20 protein-coding genes and 1 tRNA gene are annotated in these 21040 nt (G+C 67.2%); 14 read left to right on the top strand and 7 right to left on the bottom strand.

Going from position 1 to position 21040, the window contains the following annotated elements:
• The first annotated feature begins 23 nt into the window (after positions 1–23).
• Positions 24–3191 (top strand): LuxR C-terminal-related transcriptional regulator, encoded by a 3168-nt coding sequence (locus A9X05_RS28860; protein ID WP_067785808.1) that lies wholly within the window; start codon positions 24–26, stop codon positions 3189–3191.
• On the opposite strand, the gene A9X05_RS28855 is transcribed toward A9X05_RS28860, so the two are convergent.
• The 4 genes from A9X05_RS28855 to A9X05_RS28840 are packed head-to-tail and all read right to left on the bottom strand — an operon-like array spanning position 3192 to position 6714.
• Positions 3192–3626, bottom strand: coding sequence for a carboxymuconolactone decarboxylase family protein (locus tag A9X05_RS28855; protein WP_067761468.1), 435 nt, complete (start codon positions 3624–3626; stop codon positions 3192–3194).
• Positions 3626–4483: an NAD(P)-dependent oxidoreductase gene (locus A9X05_RS28850; protein WP_067785805.1), complete on the bottom strand. Its 858-nt coding sequence runs from the start codon at positions 4481–4483 to the stop codon at positions 3626–3628. The genes A9X05_RS28855 and A9X05_RS28850 overlap by 1 nt, the downstream gene beginning before the upstream one ends.
• A complete protein-coding gene (locus A9X05_RS28845) occupies positions 4480–5229 on the bottom strand; it encodes an SDR family oxidoreductase (protein ID WP_067785801.1) in 750 nt (249 codons plus the stop codon). Before A9X05_RS28845 ends, A9X05_RS28850 begins: the two co-directional genes overlap by 4 nt.
• 18 nt (positions 5230–5247) lie before the next feature.
• Positions 5248–6714: an aldehyde dehydrogenase gene (locus A9X05_RS28840; protein WP_067785798.1), complete on the bottom strand. Its 1467-nt coding sequence runs from the start codon at positions 6712–6714 to the stop codon at positions 5248–5250.
• A gap of 207 nt (positions 6715–6921) precedes the next feature.
• Here A9X05_RS28840 and A9X05_RS28835 point away from each other — a divergent pair, with 207 nt between their 5' ends.
• From A9X05_RS28835 to A9X05_RS28795, 9 genes are all read left to right on the top strand, one after another.
• Positions 6922–7560 (top strand): TetR/AcrR family transcriptional regulator, encoded by a 639-nt coding sequence (locus A9X05_RS28835; protein ID WP_067785795.1) that lies wholly within the window; start codon positions 6922–6924, stop codon positions 7558–7560.
• Positions 7557–8783 (top strand): cytochrome P450, encoded by a 1227-nt coding sequence (locus tag A9X05_RS28830; RefSeq protein ID WP_067761453.1) that lies wholly within the window; start codon positions 7557–7559, stop codon positions 8781–8783. Before A9X05_RS28835 ends, A9X05_RS28830 begins: the two co-directional genes overlap by 4 nt.
• On the top strand, positions 8784–9614 hold the full coding sequence (locus tag A9X05_RS28825; RefSeq protein ID WP_067785793.1) for an SDR family oxidoreductase: 831 nt from the start codon (positions 8784–8786) through the stop codon (positions 9612–9614).
• Positions 9607–10977, top strand: a complete 1371-nt coding sequence (locus A9X05_RS28820) for a cytochrome P450 (RefSeq protein ID WP_067785789.1) — start codon at positions 9607–9609, stop codon at positions 10975–10977. Before A9X05_RS28825 ends, A9X05_RS28820 begins: the two co-directional genes overlap by 8 nt.
• Before the next feature lie 6 nt (positions 10978–10983).
• Complete coding sequence (locus A9X05_RS28815) at positions 10984–11193, top strand: ferredoxin (RefSeq protein ID WP_067761444.1); 210 nt, start codon at positions 10984–10986, stop codon at positions 11191–11193.
• Between the two features lie 2 nt (positions 11194–11195).
• Positions 11196–11735, top strand: a complete 540-nt coding sequence (locus tag A9X05_RS28810; RefSeq protein WP_067269381.1) for a hypothetical protein — start codon at positions 11196–11198, stop codon at positions 11733–11735.
• Between the two features lie 153 nt (positions 11736–11888).
• Positions 11889–13016 carry an NDMA-dependent alcohol dehydrogenase gene (locus A9X05_RS28805; RefSeq protein WP_067761441.1) on the top strand — a complete coding sequence of 376 codons (1128 nt, stop codon included), beginning with the start codon at positions 11889–11891 and terminating at the stop codon, positions 13014–13016.
• A 21-nt stretch (positions 13017–13037) separates the two neighbouring features.
• Entirely contained in the window at positions 13038–15092 is a 2055-nt protein-coding gene (locus A9X05_RS28800; protein ID WP_067785786.1) for an FAD-dependent oxidoreductase, read from the top strand.
• A gap of 17 nt (positions 15093–15109) precedes the next feature.
• A complete protein-coding gene (locus tag A9X05_RS28795; protein ID WP_067761479.1) occupies positions 15110–15529 on the top strand; it encodes a ketosteroid isomerase family protein in 420 nt (139 codons plus the stop codon).
• A gap of 13 nt (positions 15530–15542) precedes the next feature.
• Here A9X05_RS28795 and A9X05_RS28790 read toward each other — a convergent pair whose 3' ends face one another.
• A complete protein-coding gene (locus tag A9X05_RS28790) occupies positions 15543–16199 on the bottom strand; it encodes a dihydrofolate reductase family protein (RefSeq protein ID WP_067785783.1) in 657 nt (218 codons plus the stop codon).
• A gap of 151 nt (positions 16200–16350) precedes the next feature.
• Between A9X05_RS28790 and A9X05_RS28785 the strand changes: the two genes are divergently transcribed.
• Entirely contained in the window at positions 16351–16755 is a 405-nt protein-coding gene (locus tag A9X05_RS28785) for an HIT family protein (RefSeq protein ID WP_067785780.1), read from the top strand.
• Here the strand turns inward: A9X05_RS28785 and A9X05_RS28780 are convergent.
• Both A9X05_RS28780 and phoP read right to left on the bottom strand, forming a co-directional pair.
• Complete coding sequence (locus tag A9X05_RS28780) at positions 16743–18185, bottom strand: cell wall metabolism sensor histidine kinase WalK (RefSeq protein WP_067761429.1); 1443 nt, start codon at positions 18183–18185, stop codon at positions 16743–16745. The genes A9X05_RS28785 and A9X05_RS28780 overlap by 13 nt on opposite strands.
• 40 nt (positions 18186–18225) lie before the next feature.
• The gene (phoP, locus tag A9X05_RS28775) at positions 18226–18945 is read right to left on the bottom strand and encodes a two-component system response regulator PhoP (RefSeq protein WP_067761426.1); all 720 of its coding nucleotides are present in this window, start codon (positions 18943–18945) and stop codon (positions 18226–18228) included.
• 156 nt (positions 18946–19101) lie between these two features.
• Between phoP and A9X05_RS28770 the strand changes: the two genes are divergently transcribed.
• From A9X05_RS28770 to A9X05_RS28760, 3 genes are all read left to right on the top strand, one after another.
• Positions 19102–19818: a hypothetical protein gene (locus A9X05_RS28770; RefSeq protein WP_067785777.1), complete on the top strand. Its 717-nt coding sequence runs from the start codon at positions 19102–19104 to the stop codon at positions 19816–19818.
• A 28-nt stretch (positions 19819–19846) separates the two neighbouring features.
• Positions 19847–19918, top strand: a tRNA-Thr gene (locus tag A9X05_RS28765).
• A gap of 211 nt (positions 19919–20129) precedes the next feature.
• Positions 20130–20897 (top strand): DUF4383 domain-containing protein, encoded by a 768-nt coding sequence (locus A9X05_RS28760; protein WP_197499235.1) that lies wholly within the window; start codon positions 20130–20132, stop codon positions 20895–20897.
• Positions 20898–21040 lie beyond the last annotated feature (143 nt).

Here is a 21040-nt window from a genome sequence, read left to right as displayed (position 1 = left end):
AGGAGCAGACCCAGCCCGATGAAATGCGCGCCGCCGTCACGCGGCTGGACCAGGCGGTGTCGGACCTGGTGACCGAGCACAACGGGGTCCGCCCGGTCGAACAGGGTGAGGGCGACAGCTTCGTGGTCGCCTTCGCCCGGGCGAGCGACGCGGCCGGGTTTGCGCTCGGTCTGCAACTGACGGCACTTGCGCCGATCCATCTGCGAATCGGACTGCATACCGGCGAGGTCCAACTGCGCGACGAGGCAAATTACATCGGACCGACGATAAACCGCGCCGCGCGGCTGCGCGACCTGGCTCACGGCGGCCAGACGGTCCTATCGGCCACGACAAGCGACCTGCTCGCCGACGGGCTGCCTCCCGACGCGTGGATGCTTGAGCTGGGCACCCACCCGCTGCGGGATCTGCCGCGGCCCGAACGGGTGACGCAGCTTTGTCACGCCGACCTCCGCAACGACTTTCCGCCGCTCCGCTCGACGAAACACACAGGGCGCTTGAATCTTCCGCCGCAATTCACCAGTTTCGTCGGCCGCGGCGCCGAGGTCGCGGCCGTGCGACGGATCATCACCGACGGACGGTTGGTGACGCTCACGGGCGCCGGCGGCGTGGGAAAGACCCGGCTGGCGGTGCAGATTGCGGACCGGCTCGATGACGATTTCGAAGACGGGGTGTGGTACGTCGACCTGGCGCCCATCGCCGATTCCGGCGTTGTCCCGGTCACGGTGACGCGAGCGTTGGGGCTGCCCGACCAGGCGGGGCGTTCGACAATCGACACGCTCACACGTTTCGTAGCCGGCCGGCGCATGCTCGTCCTCCTCGACAATTGCGAGCACCTGATCGACGCCTGCGCCTCGCTCTCGGTCGCGCTGTTGGCGGCTTGCCCGGGCGTGACCATCCTCGCGACAAGCCGTGAACCGCTGCGGGTGGCCGGCGAGGTCGCGTGGGCGGTGCCCTCACTGACGCTGGCTGACGAGGCGGTGACCCTCTTTTCCGACCGCGCCCGCCACGTCCGGCCCGATTTTACTGTGACCAAGGATAATTCGGAAACGGTCATCGAGATCTGCCGGCGTCTCGATGGAATCCCGCTGGCGATAGAGCTGGCCGCCGCGCGGGTTCGGGCACTGTCGTTGGAGCAGATTCTCGACAGCTTGCGCAACCGCTTTCGGCTCCTGACCGGCGGTTCGCGAACAGCCGTACGCCGCCAGCAGACGTTGCGGGCCTCGGTCGACTGGTCGCACGCGCTACTGACCGAACCCGAACGAGTCCTGTTCCGCCGCGTCGCAGTGTTCATGGGCGGCTTTGATCTCGATGCGGCCCAGGAGGTTTGCGGCGAAAGTGACGTCGAGCGGTATCAGACACTCGACCAGCTCACACTGTTGATCGAAAAGTCCCTCGTGGTGGCCGAGGATACGCACTGCGGCGCGCGTTACCGAATGCTGGAGACGATTCGCCAGTACGCCCTGGAGAAGCTCGGCGAGTCCGGTGAGGCCGACGCCGTGCGCGGTCGCCACCGCGACCACTACGTTGCGCTGGCAGCAGAGCTCGACGTGCCGGGGCGCACCGCTCATCAGAGCCGCATCGAGCAGGCCGCCATCGAGATGGACAACCTGCGCGCGGCATTCGCGTGGTGCCGGGAAAACGCCGAGATCTCGCAGGCGTTGCGGCTAGCCTCGGTCTTACAACCGCTTTGGACCACTCGCGGCCGTTTGCGGGAGGGCACAGCCTGGTTCGACGTGGCGCTGGCGGACGCCGCCGCGCACGACGTGGAGGTGCCGCTCCCCGTCCGCGCCCGGGCGCTCGCGGACAAAGCGATACTCGAGGGCGCGCAGACCATCCACGACAACATGGACATGGCGTTGGAAGCTCTGGCGCTCGCCCGTGAGATCGACGACCCGGCGTTGGTGGTTCGCGCGCTTGCAGGTTGCGGAATCATCGCCGCCTACGATGCGGCCGTTGCCGGCTCGTACTTCGACGAAGCGCTCGGCCTCGCTCGCACAGTGGGAGATGACTGGAGTTTGAACCAGATCCTCGCGTTCCAGGCCTTCGCGGCCGTCACGGGCAAGGGGGATCCGGTCGCTGCACGCGCGGCCGGTGAAGAAGGCCGTGACATCGCTGACGCGATCGGCGACGGCTACGCCTCTCGCGGGTGCCGGTGGTGTATCGGTTTGGCGCAGTGGTGGGAGGGAGATCTGGTGGGCGCCATTGCACAATTCCGGGCGCTGGTTGCCGAGTCGGACACGGCCCACGACGAAACGTGGAAGATGGCCAGCCTCGTCAGCCTGGGCCACATGCTCGCCTACACCGGTGACACGAGCGCGGCGCGGGTGGCCGCGAATGCAGCCGTTGAAGCCGCCACAGACCTCGGACCCTTCAACCAGGGCTACGCGTACGCCGCGCTGGCCGTCGCGATGGTCGCCGCGGGGGATGTGGACGCATCGGCCCGCGCCGGCGAGGCGGCATGGCAGCGGCTGAAGGTCCAGCCTGAACTCGCTGTCGTCAACGTCATTCCGCTGGCGGAAATCTCGCTCGCACAGGGGGATCTGACATCGGCGCGCCGCTGCGCCGACGACGCCATTGCCGTCGCCCCGGGGGTTCATCGGGTGCTCGCCCTGGTGAAGCGTGCGCGGGTCGCGATCGCCCAACGAGACTGGGAGCAAGCGGAACGCGACGCCCACGGCGCGCTTGCCGGAGCGGTCGACCACAAGGCGTACTTCGTCCTTCCTGACGTCATGGAATGCCTGGCCACCCTCGCGGTGGGCGCAGGCGCGAACCGAGAAGCCGCGCGGCTGTTGGGAGCGGCAACCTCAGAACGAGAACGAACCGGGCATGTGCGATTCAAGATTCACGACGCCGCACATGACGCCGCCGTCGCGGCCCTGCGCGACGCGTTGGGAGACGACGAATTCCACCGGGCTCGGGCCGAAGGAGAGGCCCTCTCCACGGAGGAAGCGATCGCCTATGCGCGGCGCGGCCGCGGTGAACGCAAGCGACCCGCAACGGGCTGGGCGTCACTGACCCCCGCGGAGATCAACGTGGTCAGGCTGGTCAGCGAGGGACTGCAGAACAAGGACATCGCCGCACGCCTTTTCGTCTCGGCGCGCACCGTGCAGGCACATCTCAGCCACGTCTATTCGAAGCTCGGCATCAGCTCGAGAGTCCAGCTGGCACAGGAGGCTTCGCGGCACGCCTAGTCAGTCCTTGTCGCCGGAGTGCATCTTCAACGCGGCGTCCACGTTGGCCTTCTTGTCCTCCCCCGCCCCTTTGGCCGCGGCCTTCCTGCGCTTGGCGACGACGGCGTCGACGGCGCCGTTCAGCGCGGAACCCAGCGGGAACCCGAGATAGTGGGTGAGGAAGACGGCCATCTCCTTCAACTCGGTTTCGGTGAGCTCCCCGTTGAGCAGCGCGGCGTTGATCTGAATCTCGGCCAGGTCGCGGTTTCCGACAGCGGTCACGGCGGTCAATGTCATGATGCGCTTGTCGCGCATCGACAATCCCGGTCGCGTCCAGATGCTGCCGAACAGGTGGTCGACGGTCAGGTCAAAATACGCGTCGCCCTCGATGTTGGGCATTTCCCAGCCGTAAACCTCGTTCATCTTCTCGAGGCCCTTGCGGCGAAGTTCGTCCATCACGCCTCTTTCTCTGTGTGTGGCAGCCCGAGGCCAGCCGCCAGCCCCTCGTACGCCAGCCCGGCCAGGGGCAGGTCGACCGACAGCGCCTCGCCCAACGCCAATGCCAGGCTCAGGTCCTTTTCCCCCAGACCACGGGTGTGCATGAACGGCTGATACAGAAAGTGTTCCGGCCGAAGGTCATTCATGTCGTCGCGGACCATGATCGCGCCCGGCCCGCCGGTGAGGGCATCGGTGTGCCGCACCACTCGGCCCAGCGCCTGCAGATCCAGGCCCGCGGCCTCGGCCAGGTTCATGGCCTCACACGCCGCGACGTACGACGTGAACGTCAACATGTTGCGGGCCAGCTTCATTCGCGTCCCCGCGCCCGGCTCGCCGGCGTGGATGACGACCGTCGCCCAGTGCTTGAACGCCGGCTTGATCCGCTCGTACACCTCGCGTTCGGCCCCGACCATCGTGGCCAGCTCGCCTTTCGCGGCGGCGGCCGTACCGCCGCTGACGGGTGCGTCCACGACGTGAATGCCCTGCGGTCTGAGTTCGGCCGCCAGTTCCGCGGCCGTGGTGTCGCTGATGGTCGAGTGGATCGCGATTACCGTGCCAGGCTTGGCGTGGGCGGCCAGCTCGGCGACGACCTCACGTACCTGGTCGTCGTTGAGCACGGTGACGTGGACGATGTCGGCGGACGCGACGTCGGCGACACTGTCGGCCAGGCCGGCGCCCTTCTCCGCCAGCGGTGTCATCGCATCCGTCCGGATGTCGTAAACCGTCACCCCGCCCGGCCACTCGGTCATCTTTGTGGCCATCGGGGCGCCCATGTTGCCCAGACCGATGTAACCCAGCTTGTAGTGATCACTCATGACCGGATGATCTGCCCGCCGTCGACGTTGAAGATCTGCCCCGTGATCCACGATGCCTCGTCGGACAGCAGGAAGAGGCACATCCCGACCAGATCCTCGGGAGTTCCCATGCGTGACAGGGGAAGACCCTTGACGATGTCGGCGACCATCTCCTGCGGGGTGGTCGTCCGATTCGCCTCGGTGTCGATGGGGCCGGGCGCAATCGCGTTGATCCGAATGTTCTGGCCGCCCAGCTCGCGGGAGAGCTGTTGCGTCAGACCGTTCACCCCGGCCTTGGCCAGGCCGTAGTAGTTCGAGTACAACCACGCCGCCGTGGACGACTGGTTCACGATCGCCCCACCGCCGCGCTTGCCCATCTTCTTGTAGACGGCGCGCGTGCACCACAACGCGCCGTCGAGGTTGACGCTCATGAACTTCTTGTAGTACTCGGGGTCGATGGTGAGCAGGAAGTCCAGCTTCATGCCGCCGAAGATCGCCGCGTTGTTGACCAGGTAGTCGATGCCCCCGAATTCCGCCAGCGTGCGATCCGCCATCGCCTTGGCCGACGCCGGGTCGGACACGTCGACCGGGATGCTGATCGCCGTGCCGCCGTCGGCGGAGATCTGCTTGGCCACCCCCTCGGCCGCCTCCGCATTGATGTCGGCGACTACCACCGCCGCGCCCTCGCGCGCGAGCGCCTCGGCGTAGGCCTGGCCGATGCCGCCGCCGGACCCGGTGACGATGCCGACCTTGTTCTCAAACCGCATGCTGTCTAGCTCCTCTGGTCAGATCGCCGTCGCGATGGTCTTCAGTTCCAGGTATTCCTCGAAACCGGCCAGACCCATCTCGCGACCGTTTCCGGACTGCTTGTAGCCGCCGAAGGGCGCGTCGGCCGAGTACCACACCCCGCCATTGACATTGATGGTGCCCGCGCGCACCCGCGCGGCGACCCGCGCCGCCCTATCCGGGTCGGCGCCGAATACGGTGCCCGACAACCCATATGGCGAATCGTTGGCAATGCGGACGGCGTCGTCGTCGCCGTCGTGTGGAATCACCGTCAGGACGGGCCCGAAGATCTCCTCGCGTGCGCAGCGCGCGTCGTTGCCCAGTCCCGCGATCACCGTGGGCTCGATGAAGAAGCCGACTTCGCGGTCGGCCGGCCGGCCGCCACCGCAGGCGAACGTCCCGCCCTCGGCGATGGCCGAGTCGAGGTAGCCCTGGATCCGGTCCCGCTGGCGCGCCGAAATCACTGGACCGCAGATGGTTCCGGGATCGGTGGGGTCACCCGCCTTGATGCCACCCATTGTGGCGGCCGCGATGGCGACGGCCTCGTCATACTTCGCGCGCGGCACCACCAACCGGGTGGTGATCGCGCACCCCTGCCCGGCGTGCATGCACACCGAGAATCCGGCCATCCCCACCGCGCCACTCAAGTCGGCGTCGTCGAGGACGATGAACGCCGACTTGCCGCCCAGCTCGAGGAACACCTTCTTGATGGTCGCGGCGCCGTCGGCCATCACGCTGCGGCCCGTGGCGGTCGACCCGGTGAACGAAACCATGTCCACCCGAGGGTCTTTGGCCAGCAGCGCACCAACGCCGTGGTCGCTGGACGTCACGATGTTGATCACACCGGGTGGAAAGTCGGTGTGTTCGGCGATGAGTTCCCCGAGCACGGCGGCACACCAAGGGGTGTCGGGCGCCGGCTTCAGGACGACGGTATTACCGGCGGCCAGCGCGGGCCCGATCTTGGCGAGGTTGATCTGATGGGGAAAATTCCACGGGGTGATGGCTCCGACGACGCCGACAGCCTCACGGGCGATGGTGCGGCGAGTGGGGATTCCCATCGGCGACGCATCGCCGAGATCCTGGTTGTACTCGTAGGATTCGGCGGTGTCGGCCGCGAACGCGAGATCGTTGACCGGACCCTCCAGCTGGGCGATGCTCGTGAGCATTCGCGGCGCGCCGACCTCGGCAATGGTCAGGTCGCGCAGCTCTTCGAGGTGCTGCTGCATCGCCGCGCGCAGCTGCCGCACGCACCCCACCCTCAGTTCGGTGTCGCGCGACCAGTCCGTCTCGTCAAAGGCGCGCCGAGCGGCGTCGATGGCACGGGCCATGTCGTCGGCGTCGGCGTCGGCCGCCGCCCCCAGGACTTCCTCGGTCGCCGGATTGATCGTCGGGAAAGTGCCGGCGCTGCCGGGCGACATCTTGCCGTCGATGAAAAGTGTGCTCACGCCGTCGGCCAGCAAGGCCATCTCCCGCTCCCGTCTGTGCGGCAATCGCGCATGCGAACCAAGTGGACAGTTGTCCGATATCGTCCGATCGAACCATAGCTGCCGCGCCATCCACGGTGCAAGGGCCGATCTCGATGCCGGCGGTTGCCGGGCGAAAAATGCCACATTAACGGGCATCTTTGCCGATCAGGCTTGCTTCCGGTCTCGTCCGTCCGATAGCTTGGACATGTGTCCAGCGATGCACTGGTGACGATCACGTCTCAGGCCGAACACCAGAGCGGTCCGCCGGCGCGCAACCGCCGCCAAGAGGAGACGTTCCGCAAGGTGCTGGCGGCCGGCATCGAGACGCTGCGGGAGAAGTCGTACGCGGACCTCACGGTCCGCGCGGTCGCGGCCCGCGCCAAGGTCGCCCCCGCCACCGCCTACACGTACTTCTCTTCGAAGAACCACCTGATCGCCGAGGTCTACCTCGACCTGGTGCGGCAGGTCCCCTATTTCACCGACGTCAACGAACGGATGCCCAACCGGGTCGAGCAGGTTTTGCGCCACCTGGCCCTGGTGGTCGCCGACGAACCCGAGGTCAGCGCCGCATGCACGACGGCGTTGCTCAGCGGCGGCGCAGAGCCCGCGGTGGCCGCCGCGCGCGACCGGATCGGCGCGGAGATCCACCGCAGGATCACGTCCGCCATGGGCCCCGACGCCGATCCCACCGCCGTTTCCGCGCTGGAGATGTCGTTCTTCGGGGCGCTGGTGCAGGCCGGCAGCGGCGAATTCACCTACCGCGAGATCGCCGACCGGCTGGCCTACGTGGTGCGGCTGATTCTCACCGGCGCCGGAGAGACGAGCCAGGAGACGAGCACCGAATGACCGTTCATGTTGGCGACCACGAGCTGGTCCTCGATCCCTACGACTACGACTTCCACGAAGATCCGTATCCGTACTACAAGCGGCTGCGCGACGAGGCGCCGCTGTATCGCAACGACGAGCTGAAGTTCTGGGCGCTGTCGCGGCACCAAGACGTGCTGCAGGGGTTCCGCAACAGCACCACGCTGTCCAACAAGTACGGCGTCTCGCTGGATCCGGCGTCGCGCGGCCCGCACGCGTCCAAGACGATGTCCTTTCTGGCGATGGACGACCCCGCGCATCTGCGGCTGCGGACGCTCGTTTCGAAAGGGTTCACCCCCAGGCGGATTCGGGAGCTGGAGCCGAGTGTCACCGAGATCGCGACCCGACACCTGGACACCATGCTGGAAAAGGCCAGGTCTTCAGCGGACGGCACGGTCGACTACGTCGACGAGTTCGCCGGAAAGCTGCCCATGGACGTCATCTCCGAGTTGATGGGCGTTCCCGAGCCGGATCGAGTTCAGGTCCGGGCCTGGGCCGACGGCGTGATGCACCGCGACGAGGGTGTCACCGACGTGCCGCCGGAGGCGGTCGAGGCCTCCATCAACCTGATCGTCTACTACCAGGGCATGGTGGCCGAGCGGCGCAAGAAATTGACGAACGACCTGACCTCGGCGCTGCTGGAGGCCGAGATCGACGGTGACCGCCTCACCGACGACGAAGTGCTCGGCTTCATGTTCTTGATGGTGATCGCCGGAAATGAGACCACCACCAAACTGCTTGCGAATGCGGCCTTTTGGGGGCACAAGAACCCGGATCAACTGACTCCGGTCTATGCCGACCCTGCACTGGTGCCGCAGTGGGTCGAGGAGACCCTGCGCTACGACACCTCCAGCCAAATCCTGGCCCGCACCGTGTCCGGGGAGCTCACCCTCTACGACACCACCATCCCCGAGGGCGACGTCCTGCTGCTGTTGCCCGGTTCGGGCCACCGCGACGAGCGGGTCTTCGACAACCCCGACGACTATCTGATTGGGCGCGAAATCGGGCCCAAACTCTTGAGTTTCGGCAGTGGCGCACATTTCTGCCTGGGCGCGCATCTGGCTCGGATGGAAGCCCGGGTCGCGCTCACCGAGTTGTTCAAGCGAATCCGCGGATATGAGGTGGACGAGGCCAACGCCGTCCGCGTCCACTCCAGCAACGTCCGCGGATTCGCTCACCTACCGATGACCGTGGAGGTCCGCTGAATGCCCCGCTTCGACCCCCTGCCCGAACGACGGCCGGCGATCGTGGCCGGCGCCTCGTCCGGTATCGGAGAGGCCACCGCCATCGAGCTCGCGGCGCATGGCTTTCCGGTCGCCCTCGGTGCCCGGCGCGTAGAGAAACTCAACGACATCGTCGGCAAGATCAACGCCGAAGGCGGCGAGGCGGTCGGATTCCATCTGGACGTCACGGACCCCAACTCAGTGAAATCCTTTGTCGCACAGTCTGTCGACGCGCTCGGGCCCATCGAGGTGCTGGTGGCCGGCGCGGGCGACACCTACTTCGGCAAGCTCGCCGAGATCGCAGGCGACGAATTCGAGTCACAGCTGCAGATCCATCTGGTCGGCGCGTTCCGGTTGGCCTCCACCGTCCTTCCGGGCATGTTGGAGCGGCAGCGCGGCGACTTGATCTTCGTCGGCTCGGACGTCGCCCTGCGCCAGCGGCCGCACATGGGCGCCTATGGGGCCGCCAAGGCCGCGCTCGTCGCCATGGTCACCAACTTCCAGATGGAGCTCGAGGGCACCGGCGTGCGGGCTTCGATCGTGCACCCCGGACCGACGAAGACGTCGATGGGCTGGAGCCTGCCGGCCGAGAAGATCGGCCCCGCCCTGGAGGACTGGGCCAAGTGGGGCCAGGCCCGTCACGACTACTTCCTGCGGGCGGCGGACCTGGCGCGCGCCATCACGTTTGTCGCCGAGACCCCGCGCGGTGGCTTCATCGCCAACATGGAGCTTCAGCCCGAAGCCCCGTTGGCCGACAAGAAGGATCGCCAGAAGCTCGCACTGGGCGAAGAAGGGATGCCAGGACATGGCTGATGCAACTACGGCGAACACCGCTATCGTGCCCCGCGTTTCCGGCGGCGAGGAAGAGCACGGTCACCTCGAGGAATTCCGCACGGACCCAATCGGTTTGATGAAGCGGGTGCGGGAAGAGTGCGGCGATGTGGGCTGGTTCCAGCTGGTCGACAAGCACGTGATCCTGCTGTCCGGCGCCCAGGCCAACGAATTCTTCTTCCGGTCCGCGGACGAGGATCTGGACCAGGCCGAGGCGTACCCGTTCATGACGCCGATCTTCGGCAAGGGCGTCGTGTTCGATGCCAGCCCCGAGCGGCGCAAGGAAATGCTGCACAACTCGGCGCTGCGCGGCGAGCAGATGAAGGGCCACGCCGCCACCATCGAGGGCGAGGTCAAGAAGATGATCGCCGGCTGGGGCGAGCACGGCGAGATCGAGCTGCTCGACTTCTTCGCGGAGCTGACCATCTACACCTCGACCGCCTGCCTGATCGGGCTGAAGTTCCGCGAGCAGCTCGACCACCGGTTCGCGGAGTACTACCACATGCTGGAGCGCGGTACCGACCCCCTGTGTTACGTCGATCCGTACCTGCCGATCGAAAGTTTCAAGCTCCGCGACGAGGCGCGCGTCAAGCTCGTCGCCCTGGTGCAGGAGATCATGGATCAGCGGCTGGCCAATCCGCCGAAGGACAAGTCCGACCGCGACATGCTCGACGTGCTGGTCTCGATCAGGGACGAGGAGGGCAAACCGCGCTTCTCGGCCGACGAGGTGACCGGGATGTTCATCTCGTTGATGTTCGCGGGGCACCACACCAGTTCCGGAACTTCCGCGTGGACGCTGATCGAGCTGATCCGCCACCCCGAGGTCTACGCCGAGGTGCTGGCCGAGCTCGAGGAGCTGTACGCCGACGGGCAAGAGGTGAGTTTCCATGCACTGCGGTCGATTCCGAAACTGGACAACGTGGTCAAGGAGACCCTGCGGCTGCACCCGCCACTGATCATCCTGATGCGCGTGGCGCAGGGCGAGTTCGAGGTGCAGGGCTTCCCGATTCACAAGGGGGACTTCGTCGCGGCGTCCCCCGCGATTTCGAATCGGATTCCCGAGGACTTCCCCGACCCGGACGCGTTCAACCCCGACCGCTACAACAAGCCCGAGCAGGCCGACATCGTCAACCGTTGGACCTGGATTCCGTTCGGCGCCGGCCGGCATCGCTGTGTGGGCGCCGCTTTCGCCCAGATGCAGATCAAAGCGATCTTCTCGGTTCTCCTTCGCGAGTACGAGTTCGAAATGGCACAGCCGGCCGACAGCTATCACAATGACCACTCCAAGATGGTCGTCCAGCTCGCCCGCCCGGCGAAGGTGCGCTACCGCAAGCGGAAAGCCTGACCACTCATGGGTTTTCGAATCGAAGCGGATCTGGATCTCTGCCAGGGGCACGCCATGTGCGAACTGGAGGCACCGGACTACTTCCGGGTGCCCAAACGGGGCAAGGTCGAGATCCTTGATCCCGAACCGCCCGAGGACGCCCGCGACGAAGTCGAACGCGCGGTCGAGATGTGCCCAACGCATGCACTGTTCATCAAAGAAGACAAGGGAGACTGACGATGGCGTCACGTGAGGAACTCGAGACATGGGTCGATCGCTGGCTACAGGCCAACAAGGACTGCGAGAAGGCCGGTGACTGGCGGCCGTTGGCCGACTTCTACGCCCAGGACGCCACGTACGGCTGGAACATCGGCCCCAAGGAAGACGTGATGTGCGTCGGCGTCGACGAGATCCGCGACATCGCCCTCGGTCTCGAGATGGAAGGCCTGGAGAACTGGGTGTACGAGTACCAGAAGGTCCTCATCGACGAGAAGCAGGGCGAGATCGTCGGCTTCTGGAAGCAGATCGTCAACAAGTCGGACGGCACCCAGGACGAGATCTACGGCATCGGCGGCAGCTGGTTTCGCCTCAACGCCGACAATCTCATCGAGTGGCAGCGAGACTTCTTCGACTTCGGCCACGTCGCGAAGATGTTCGCGACCCTGATCGAGTCGGGCGACCTCAGCACCGGCATGCAGAAGCGGATCGAGCGCAGCATCGCCGGCGAGAAGCTGCCCGGCTACTACCCGCTCGGCCAGGCGCCGGTTCCGATCTGGTGACCGCGGACCGAGGACGGACCAACCAAGCATTTGATTTGTTGCACGCGCTATGCTGACGCGACAAGGGTGCTGTGGCGCCCGTCACCAAGCTGTCCGGCACAACGGGCCGGACAGCGCTGATCGATTCAAAGGCGAAATGGGGTCAGGACCATCGTGAAGACAAAAGGCGCACTCATCTGGGAGTTCAACCAGCCCTGGTCCATCGAGGAAATCGAGATCGGCGACCCGCAAGCGCACGAGGTCAAGATCCAGATGGAAGCGGCCGGCATGTGCCACTCCGATCACCACCTCGTCACCGGCGGAATCCCGATGGCCGGCTTCCCGGTGCTGGGCGGGCATGAGGGTGCCGGCATCGTCACCGAGGTCGGCCCGGGCGTCGAAGACATCGCCCCGGGTGACCACGTGGTGCTGTCGTTCATCCCGTCCTGCGGGCAATGCGCGACCTGCCAGGCCGGCATGCGCAACCTGTGCGACCTGGGAGCCGGCCTGCTCGGCGGTGCCGCGGTCTCCGACGGCACGTTCCGCATCCAAGCGCGTGGCCAGAACGTCTTCCCCATGACGCTGCTGGGCACCTTCTCGCCGTACATGGTGGTGCACCGCAGCTCCGTGGTGAAGATCGACCCGTCCGTACCGTTCGAGGTGGCCGCGCTGGTCGGCTGCGGCGTCACCACCGGTTACGGCTCGGCGGTCCGCACCGCCGACATCCGGCCGGGCCAGGACGTCGCCATCGTGGGCGTCGGCGGGGTCGGCATGGCCGCGCTGCAGGGCGCCGTGAACGCCGGTGCGCGCTACATCTTCGCGATCGACCCGGTCGAATGGAAGCGCGATCAGGCGCTGAAATTCGGCGCCACGCACGTCTATCCCGACATCAACGCCGCGCTGATGGGCATCATGGAGGTCACTTACGGCCTGATGGCCCACAAGGTCGTTGTCACGGTCGGCGAACTGCACGGTGCCGACATCGACAACTACCTCAACATCACCCAGAAGGGCGGCACCTGCGTGCTGACCGCCATCGGCAGCCTGCTGGACACCAACGTCAACCTGAACCTGGCCATGCTCACCCTGATGCAGAAGAACCTGCAGGGCACCATCTTCGGTGGCGGCAACCCGCAGTACGACATCCCGCAGCTGCTGTCGATGTACCAGGCCGGCAAGCTGAACCTGGACGACATGGTGACCACCCAGTACCGCCTTGAGCAGATCAACGAGGGCTACCAGGACATGCTGGACGGCAAGAACATTCGCGGCGTCATCCGGTACACGGACGCCGACCGGTAACTCCCAGCCGCTGAGTCGCAAGTGACCGGGTTCGGTCACCTGATGGCGCCGGGCCGAATCGGCGCCATGACGGTGCGCAACCGCGTCGTCATGTCTCCGATGGAGACCATGTACGGCACTCCCGATGGGCTGCCGTCGGAGCGCACCCGCGACTACTTCGCCGCCCGCGCCAAGGGCGGCGTCGGCCTGATCACGCTGGGCGCCACCGGGATCGACCACCACCACCCCGAGACGCCCGGCGGACTGCACCTGGCCACCGACGAGGCCGTCGACGCACACCGGGCCCTGGTGGAGGTCGTGCACCAACACGGCGCCATGATCCAGCCCCAGATCGTGCACGCCGGTCCCGACGGCCTGGGACCCGAGATCTTCGGGGTCACGTCGTTGGGACCGTCGGTGATTCCGTCCTACCTCACCGGGCGCCCGTCGGCCGAGATCAGCAAGCAACAGCTGTGCGCCGTACTCGATCTGTTCAAGGCCGCGGCTCGGCGGGCCGTCGAGGCCGGCTACGACGGCATCGAGCTGCACGCCGCGCACGGCTACATGCTGCTGGGCTCCTTCCTTGCCCCGCAACGCAATCGGCGCACCGACGACTATCGTGGCGATTCGGCGCGCGGTCGGGCGCGGGTTGTGCTGGAGGCGCTGGCCGCGATCCGCTCCGAGATCGGTACCGCCCTGCCGATCACGTTGCGCGTCTCCGGCTACGAACGGGTCGCGGGTGGGCGGCCCATCTTCGAGACGGCGCAATTGGCACCGGAGTTCGTGACGGCCGGTGTGGACGCGTTCCACGTGAGCGGCGGTGTCATCGATCGTTTGGTGACCGGAATGGTCAACGGCGCCGACGACGGGGACGAGCTGAACGTCGGGGCCGCGGCCGCCGTCAAGCAGGTGGTCGACGTGCCGGTGATCGCCGTCGGCCGCATCCACGACCCGGCCCGCGCCGAACGGATCCTGGCCGACGGGCGCGCCGATTTCATCGCCATGGGGCGTCCCCTGTTGGCCGATCCCGACCTGCCGCGCAAGGTGCGCGACGGGCAGGCACACCGGGTCCGCAGGTGCATCTCGTGCGAAAACTGCATCGACGCAATGGAACAGCGTTTCTCGGTCGACTGTGCCGTCAATCCGCGTACCGGCAAAGAACGTGAATTGGCCGCGGCTCCGGTGGCGCGCGCCAAGCGCGTGGTGGTGGTCGGCGGCGGGCCGGCCGGGCTGGAGGCCGCGCGGGTCGCCGCCCAACGCGGTCACCGCGTCACGCTTTTCGAACGCGGCGCCGCGCTGGGCGGGGCGCTGCGCTGGGCGTCGGTCCTGCATCCGGAGAACCAGCCGTTCCTGCGCTACCTGCGCGACGAGATCGACCTCAGCGGCGCGGAAGTCCGCTTGGGCCGGGCGGTTTCGACTCAGGACGTCGTCGACACCGACCCGGACGCGGTGGTCGTGGCCACCGGGGGCCGGGTGGCCGTGCCGGCGATCCCGGGGTCCGACCTGCCGCACGTGTATAGCGGACCCGGATTGCGCGAATTGCTCGGCGGCCAAGCCCGATCGGGCGCACCGACCTGGCAGCGGCTGGGGGCTGCCGCGCTCGGCGGCTGGCGGCAACGGCTCCTGCGGCCCGGCGCGGTTCGGCTGGCCAGTCGCGCCTGGATGCCGTTCGGGCGCCGGGTCGTCATCGTCGGCGGTGACCTGGTCGCCCTGGAGCTGGCCGAATTCCTGGCGAGCCGGGGCCGGTTGGTGTCGATGCTCGAATCCGGCAGGAACATCGCCCCGGAAGTGGGCAACAAACGCAGGACTGAGCACATGGATCGCCTCGACCGGCTCGGCGTCACCGTGCATGTCCGGGCGACCGTGGAACGGATCGCCGGCGACGCGGTGCTGTTCACGCCCGCGGCGGGCACCAGCCGGCGGTTGCAGGCCGACAGCGTCGTGCTGGCCGGAACGGTCGAACCCGACACCACTTTGTTCGACGCGCTGGTCGCCGCCCTGCCCGGCGCCCAGGTGCAGGCTGCCGGTGACTGCACCGGGCTGGGACTGATCCGCAAGGCAACCGAGGAAGGCGCACGCGCGGCGTGCGCAATCTAGTGATAGGAGAGATGATCATGACCCAAACCGCTCAATCCCCCGCGCTAGCCGCGTCGCAGTCGTCGTGGCGCTGCGCGCAAGGCAAAGACCGGGACGGCTGGCTAGCGCTGATGACCGACGACGTCGTCATCGAGGATCCGATCGGCAAGTCCGTCACCAACCCCGATGGCACCGGCGTGCGCGGCAAGGCCGCCGTCGGCGAGTTCTTCGACAACAACATCGCCAAGAATCAGCTGACCATCACGTGCGAAGAGACTTTCCCGTCCAGCTCTCCCGATGAGATCGCTCATATCCTGGTGCTACAGAGCAAGTTTGAGGGCGGTCTCACCAGCAGGGTCCGCGGCGTGTTCACCTATAAGGTCAACGAGGCGGGGCTGATCACCAACATGCGCGGGTACTGGAACCTCGATGTCATGGAGTTCGGCCAGGAGGGATGATGCCACCGCGTGGTCAGCGGCGCCTGAAGATCAGGTGCGTGACGCCGCTGGGACTGCTCACCGACTCCACCGTGAATCGCTGCTGGAAGTCCTCAAGCCCCTCCCACAACGACTCCCCCCGCCCCAAGATGATGGGCACCAGCACAACGTGAAGGTGGTCGACGAGGTCCGCGGCGATGAATTCGCGGACGGTCGAAGGTCCCCCACCGAGGCGGATATCCAGATCCCCCGCCGCGTTACGGGCCAGCTGGATAGCTTGCTCCGGACCGGCGTCGACGAAGTGAAAGGTGGTGCCGCCGTCCATCTCGATCGGCGGCCGGGGATGGTGGGTGAGCACGAACACCGGGGTGTGAAATGGCGGCTCGGCGCCCCACCAGCCTTTCCACTCCTCACCGCCCGGCTGGCCCGTCCACGGGCCCCGCTGCGGCCCGAACTTGTTGCGCCCCATGATTTCCGCACCGATGCCCGGCCACCATTGGCCGGCCAGCGCGTCGTCGACACCGGTAGTGCCACCCGATTCGCCGTGCATCGCCCGAAAGGTGCGCGTCCGGAAGAACCACTCGTGTAAGCGGCCGCCGGCATGCCCGAAAGGCGCATCGAGGCTTTGGCCACTGCCAGTGGCATAGCCGTCGAGGGAAACCGAGAAGTTGTGCACGCGCACCTGTGACATGGTCGAACTCCTTGGGGATTGGCGGGTCGATGGTCCTTTCCTGGACTGACCGTCAGCGCGCGTCCAACTCATCGCCCGGATTGCCTTCACAGTCGTGCCGTGAGGCCGACCACGGCCATGGCGAAAACTTCGGCGCCCCTATGCTGGGGCCATGGCGTCGATCTTCACCAAGATCATCAACCGTGAACTTCCCGGCCGCTTTGTCTACGAGGACGACGACGTGGTCGCGTTCCTGACGATCGAGCCCATGACCCAGGGTCACACGCTGGTGGTACCGCGGGCCGAAATCGATCAGTGGCAAGACGTCGACGGCGCGACCTTCGGCCGGATCATGGCCGTGAGTCAGCTCATCGGCAAGGCCGTGTGCAAGGCCTTCCGGACCGAGCGCGCGGGGGTGATCATCGCCGGGCTCGAGGTGCCCCATCTGCACGTCCACGTCTTTCCCACCCGCCGTCTGAGCGACTTCGGGTTCGCCAACGTCGACCGCAATCCGTCACCGGAGTCCATGGACGAGGCCCAAGCCAAGATCAAGGCGGCGCTGGCTCAATTGGCGTGAACCGGCTCCTGGGCCGGTACCTCGCTGACGCGCGGCAGCGTGACGCGGAAACAGCAGCCCTCCCCTGGCGAGGTCGTCACCTTGACGTGGCCACCGTGCGCACGCACGAGTGAGTCGACGATCGACAGCCCCAACCCGGTACCACCGCTGGCGCGTGCCCGCGACGAATCGGTGCGATAGAACCGCTCGAAGACCCGTGATGCGTCCTGCTCGGTCATGCCGGGTCCCTTGTCGGCCACTTCCAGCACCGCGTCCGCGCCCTTGGTGCCGACCCGGACGGTGACGTCGGCGTTCTCCGGAGTGTGCTGCAAGGCGTTGGCGACCAGGTTGCTGAGCACCTGCCGGATCCGCGGTTCGTCGCCGAGCACCTCCGGGGTGCCGGGGCCGTCGAGCACCTCCATGGTGATGGCGCGTTTCGGGTCCATCGCCTGCGCGTCGTGGACCGCGTCGCTGGCCAGCGCGAGCAAGTCGACCCGGTTGTGCTCGAGCGGCCGCTGCACATCGAGGCGGGCCAGCAGCAGCAGGTCGTCGACCAGCAGACCCATTCGGCTGGCTTCACTTTCGATCCGGGACAGCAACATGGCGACATCGCGTGCGGCGCCCTGGCGATACAGCTCGGCGAAGCCCCGGATGGTGGTCAGCGGGGTCCGCAGCTCGTGACTGGCGTCGGTGATGAACCGTCGCATCCGCTCCTCGGATCCGCGGGCCTTTTCGGCCGACGACTCCGACGACGCGAGCGCCTGCTGGATCTGCGCGAGCATCCCGTTCAGGGCGAGCGACAGCCGGCCCACCTCGGTGCGCGGATCACGTTCGGGCACACGGCGATCCAGCTGGCCGGCGGCGATCGCCGCGGCCGTCCGCTCGACTTCGGACAGCGGCCGCAGGCTGCGCTGCACCACCGCGAAGCCGGCGATGCCGACCACGACCAGCACCGCGACCCCGATTCCGATCTGCAGCCAGACGAGGGAGCTGACCGTGTTTTGGACGTCGGACAGGTCGATCGCGACGGTCGTCAGGCCGTGCGGGCCGCGCACCGACACGGCGCGCCACTGGATGTCGGACCCATTGACCGACGGCAGCGTCGTCGGGTTGGGGCCCACGTCGTTGTTGGGCGGCAGCGCCGGTTCGGCGTTGCGGTCGTTGATGGCGGTGTACGGCGTGCCGTCGGTGCCGATGCCGCGCACATAGAACTTCGACGGCGGCCGGGCGGGGTCCGGGCCCTCGTAGGGCGGCGGCGATTGCCGCCGCGGGGCCTGCGCCCAGCCTCGGGACGCGTCGAGCAGGGTCTGATCGATCCGGGTAACCAGGCTGTGCCGCAGGATCGACGTGACCGCGATGCCCGAGACCGCCAGGCCGCAGGCCACCAGCACCAGGGTGGCGGCGACCAGCCCTACGCGGAGCGGCAACTCACGTCGATGCTGTGTGGCCATGTGCGTGATTCCTCGCTAGCGCCGGCGACCGAGCCCGGGCTCAGCGCGGTTCCCGCAGTACATAGCCGACTCCGCGCAATGTGTGCAGGAGCCGCTTCTCGCCGGTGTCGATCTTGCGCCGCAGGTAAGACACGTAGGACTCGACGACATTGACGTCACCTCCGAAGTCGTATCGCCAGACGTGATCGAGGATCTTGGGCTTGCTCAGGACGGTGCCCGCGTTGATGACAAAGTAACGCAGCAGCGTGAATTCGGTCGGCGACAGCGAGACCGGTTCGCCGGCCTTCCACACTTCGTGGGTTTCTTCGTCGAGTTCGATGTCGGCGAACGTCAGGCGGGCGCTGCGGGGCTCGGCGCCGCCCTTGCCGGCCCGACGGAGGATGACCCGCAACCGGGCGACGACCTCTTCCAGGCTGAACGGTTTGGTCACGTAGTCGTCGCCGCCGAGGGTGAGACCGGCGATCTTGTCCTGCAACGAATCCCGGGCAGTAAGGAACAGGGCCGGGGCGTCGATGCCGTCGGCGCGCAGGCGCCGCAGGACCCCGAACCCGTCCATGCCGGGCATCATCACGTCGAGGATCACCGCGTCGGGACGGGCTTCGCGCGCACGATCCAGCGCCTGGGCTCCGTTGGTCGCGGTGTGGACCTCGAAACCCTGGAACTTGAGGCTGACCGAGAGCAACTCGACGATGTTGGCCTCGTCGTCGACCACGAGGACGCGAGCCTCCGGTTTCGTTTCGTTTGGGGATGCCGCGGTCATCAGGTTCTTCGCCCCTTAGTTGAACGTTTCCTACGTAAATGTTGTGTGATTGCTGGGAGCTCAGTGCCAACACTCTGATAATAGTCTGCCAGGAATCGGCGCATCGGCTTGGACCTGCGCCGGATGACGCCGCCGCGTCGCGAATAGACTCGTGGAATGAACTTCGCCGCACGGATCGTCGCGACCGCGACCGCCCCGGCACGCGTCGGACTCGCCGCCGCCGACGCCAGCCTGACCGTCGCGAGCGCGGCGGTGGGTGTGGCGAAGCGGGCGTTGGGCGACGGCGGCACCGCCGGATCGGCCGCCATGACATCGATGTGGGGGCTCGACGACGCGATCGTCCGCGCCAACCGGCTCGCCCGGCTGCTGGACGACGACGCGCCCCTTGGGCGGGCGGTGGCGCCGGACGGGCCGATCGACCGGTTGCTGCGCCCTGGCGGGGTGGTCGACATGCTGACGTCGAAGGGCGGTCTGCTCGACCGCCTGACCGCGGAGGGCGGCGGGTTGCACCGCACGCTGCAGCCCGGCGGGCTGGCCGACCAGCTCGTCGCCGAGGACGGGTTGATCGAGCGGCTGCTGGCCGAGGATGGCCTGGCCGATCGGCTGCTCAGCGAGGGCGGCCTGGTCGACAAACTGACGGCGAAGAATGGACCGCTGGACCAGCTCACGGACGTCGCCGACACCCTGGCGAGGTTGACGCCCGGGATGGAAGCGCTGGAGCCCGCGATCGCCACGCTGCAGGACGCCGTCGTCGCGCTGACCATGGTGGTCAATCCGCTGAGCAACATCGCGGACCGCATTCCGCTGCCGGGCCGCCGGCGTCCCGCGTCCCGGTCGGTGCGCTCCACGCGTGTGATCGACAGCGGCGAGTGACCGATTAGGCTTGGACCGGTTTGATCCCGCCTCCTTAGCTCAGTGGTAGAGCACTCGCCTTGTAAGCGAGCGGTCGTCAGTTCAATCCTGACAGGGGGCTCCGCGCGCCGCCTCGCGCGTCGGTTATCTGGCCACCTCGCGGCCAATGGCCCCTTGAGTAGAACCGGGCGCAATGGGTAGCCGATGTCGTAGCGATTGTTGTTCAGGCTGGAGGTCGCGCGATGCCGGTTACGGCGGGGCCAGTCCCGGGGGCGACGTCGGGGTTGCGCAGGGTCCCGATGGACCCGGGGCGTTTCCACAGCGGGCGCTGGATGCTGCTCGCCGAGGGCGTGCTGGTGTCCGCGTTCGGCATCGCCGGGTTGGTGTCGGCTGCGCTGCATCCGCACGCCGGCCCGACCGGTGCCCCGGTTCTCGGCCTGGCATCGACGCCCGCGCAAAGCGGCATACTGCTGGCGCTCGGGGTGGCGGGCATTCTGGCCGTCGGCAGTCGCCGCACCGCGGTAACCGTCACCGCGGGGAGCGCGGTGGCCTACACGCTATTGCTGTTTTTCAGCAGCGTCGCAACCGCGCGCGCGATTCCGACGCCCCTGGGGTTCCACGCCGCTGACATTGTTCTGCACGGTGTCCTGGCGGCGGTGAACTTCGCCCTGCTGATGTGGCTGATTCCCGACGAGCTGGGAGACGAGGTATGGGCGCCGCGGCGGCGCCGTGACCGCGATGGGGGCCACGCCGACCAGGCGGATCGCAAGCCCGAGGCCGCATCGCCCTCGGTGCGGGCTAACGCTTCGCGGATGGGAGCCCGGCAAGGAGCGTCCCAACGTTCGTCGCCCCGGACGGAAGCAACCCGCCCACCGTCGACCGTCCCGCCGGCCGACGTTCCGGTGACACGTCGCGATCCGCCCCAGCAATCGGGGAGCCAAGCAACGACTAAGCCCGTGGCCCCTCATGTCGAAAACTCCACCCGGTCGAACCAGTTCGTTGCTCGGGCGACGGGTGCAGCCCCATCCCGCGGCGTTGTGCCGGTGGTGGTTGCCCTGGCTGCCGCCGTCGGCGTCATCGTGTGGTTACGCCGCCGCTGAAGCTGCCTGGGTGAGACCGGGAGCTGTCAGATTCCCGCGCAGATGTGGACGAACGGGATCGGCGCGCAAATGCTGGCCGGGTGATGGGGGTCGGCCAGGGCGTTGACCGGGGACGGGCGATGGGGCTGGTCGGCCAAGGCTAG

Origin of the sequence: Mycobacterium sp. E3298 (assembly GCF_001666895.1) — a bacterium.
Classification (GTDB): domain Bacteria; phylum Actinomycetota; class Actinomycetes; order Mycobacteriales; family Mycobacteriaceae; genus Mycobacterium.
This window is presented reverse-complemented; position numbering and strand designations above follow the sequence as displayed.

Excerpts from the sequence above, each read along its gene's own strand:
- A9X05_RS28860 (WP_067785808.1), top strand. The coding sequence starts at position 24 with ATGCGCGCCGCCGTCACGCGGCTGGACCAGGCGGTGTCGGACCTGGTG.
- A9X05_RS28855 (WP_067761468.1), bottom strand. The coding sequence starts at position 3,626 with ATGGACGAACTTCGCCGCAAGGGCCTCGAGAAGATGAACGAGGTTTAC.
- A9X05_RS28850 (WP_067785805.1), bottom strand. The coding sequence starts at position 4,483 with ATGAGTGATCACTACAAGCTGGGTTACATCGGTCTGGGCAACATGGGC.
- A9X05_RS28845 (WP_067785801.1), bottom strand. The coding sequence starts at position 5,229 with ATGCGGTTTGAGAACAAGGTCGGCATCGTCACCGGGTCCGGCGGCGGC.
- A9X05_RS28840 (WP_067785798.1), bottom strand. The coding sequence starts at position 6,714 with ATGGCCTTGCTGGCCGACGGCGTGAGCACACTTTTCATCGACGGCAAG.
- A9X05_RS28830 (WP_067761453.1), top strand. The coding sequence starts at position 7,557 with ATGACCGTTCATGTTGGCGACCACGAGCTGGTCCTCGATCCCTACGAC.
- A9X05_RS28825 (WP_067785793.1), top strand. The coding sequence starts at position 8,784 with ATGCCCCGCTTCGACCCCCTGCCCGAACGACGGCCGGCGATCGTGGCC.
- A9X05_RS28820 (WP_067785789.1), top strand. The coding sequence starts at position 9,607 with ATGGCTGATGCAACTACGGCGAACACCGCTATCGTGCCCCGCGTTTCC.
- A9X05_RS28815 (WP_067761444.1), top strand. The coding sequence starts at position 10,984 with ATGGGTTTTCGAATCGAAGCGGATCTGGATCTCTGCCAGGGGCACGCC.
- A9X05_RS28810 (WP_067269381.1), top strand. The coding sequence starts at position 11,196 with ATGGCGTCACGTGAGGAACTCGAGACATGGGTCGATCGCTGGCTACAG.
- A9X05_RS28795 (WP_067761479.1), top strand. The coding sequence starts at position 15,110 with ATGACCCAAACCGCTCAATCCCCCGCGCTAGCCGCGTCGCAGTCGTCG.
- A9X05_RS28790 (WP_067785783.1), bottom strand. The coding sequence starts at position 16,199 with ATGTCACAGGTGCGCGTGCACAACTTCTCGGTTTCCCTCGACGGCTAT.
- A9X05_RS28785 (WP_067785780.1), top strand. The coding sequence starts at position 16,351 with ATGGCGTCGATCTTCACCAAGATCATCAACCGTGAACTTCCCGGCCGC.
- A9X05_RS28780 (WP_067761429.1), bottom strand. The coding sequence starts at position 18,185 with ATGGCCACACAGCATCGACGTGAGTTGCCGCTCCGCGTAGGGCTGGTC.
- phoP (WP_067761426.1), bottom strand. The coding sequence starts at position 18,945 with ATGACCGCGGCATCCCCAAACGAAACGAAACCGGAGGCTCGCGTCCTC.
- A9X05_RS28770 (WP_067785777.1), top strand. The coding sequence starts at position 19,102 with ATGAACTTCGCCGCACGGATCGTCGCGACCGCGACCGCCCCGGCACGC.
- A9X05_RS28760 (WP_197499235.1), top strand. The coding sequence starts at position 20,130 with ATGCTGCTCGCCGAGGGCGTGCTGGTGTCCGCGTTCGGCATCGCCGGG.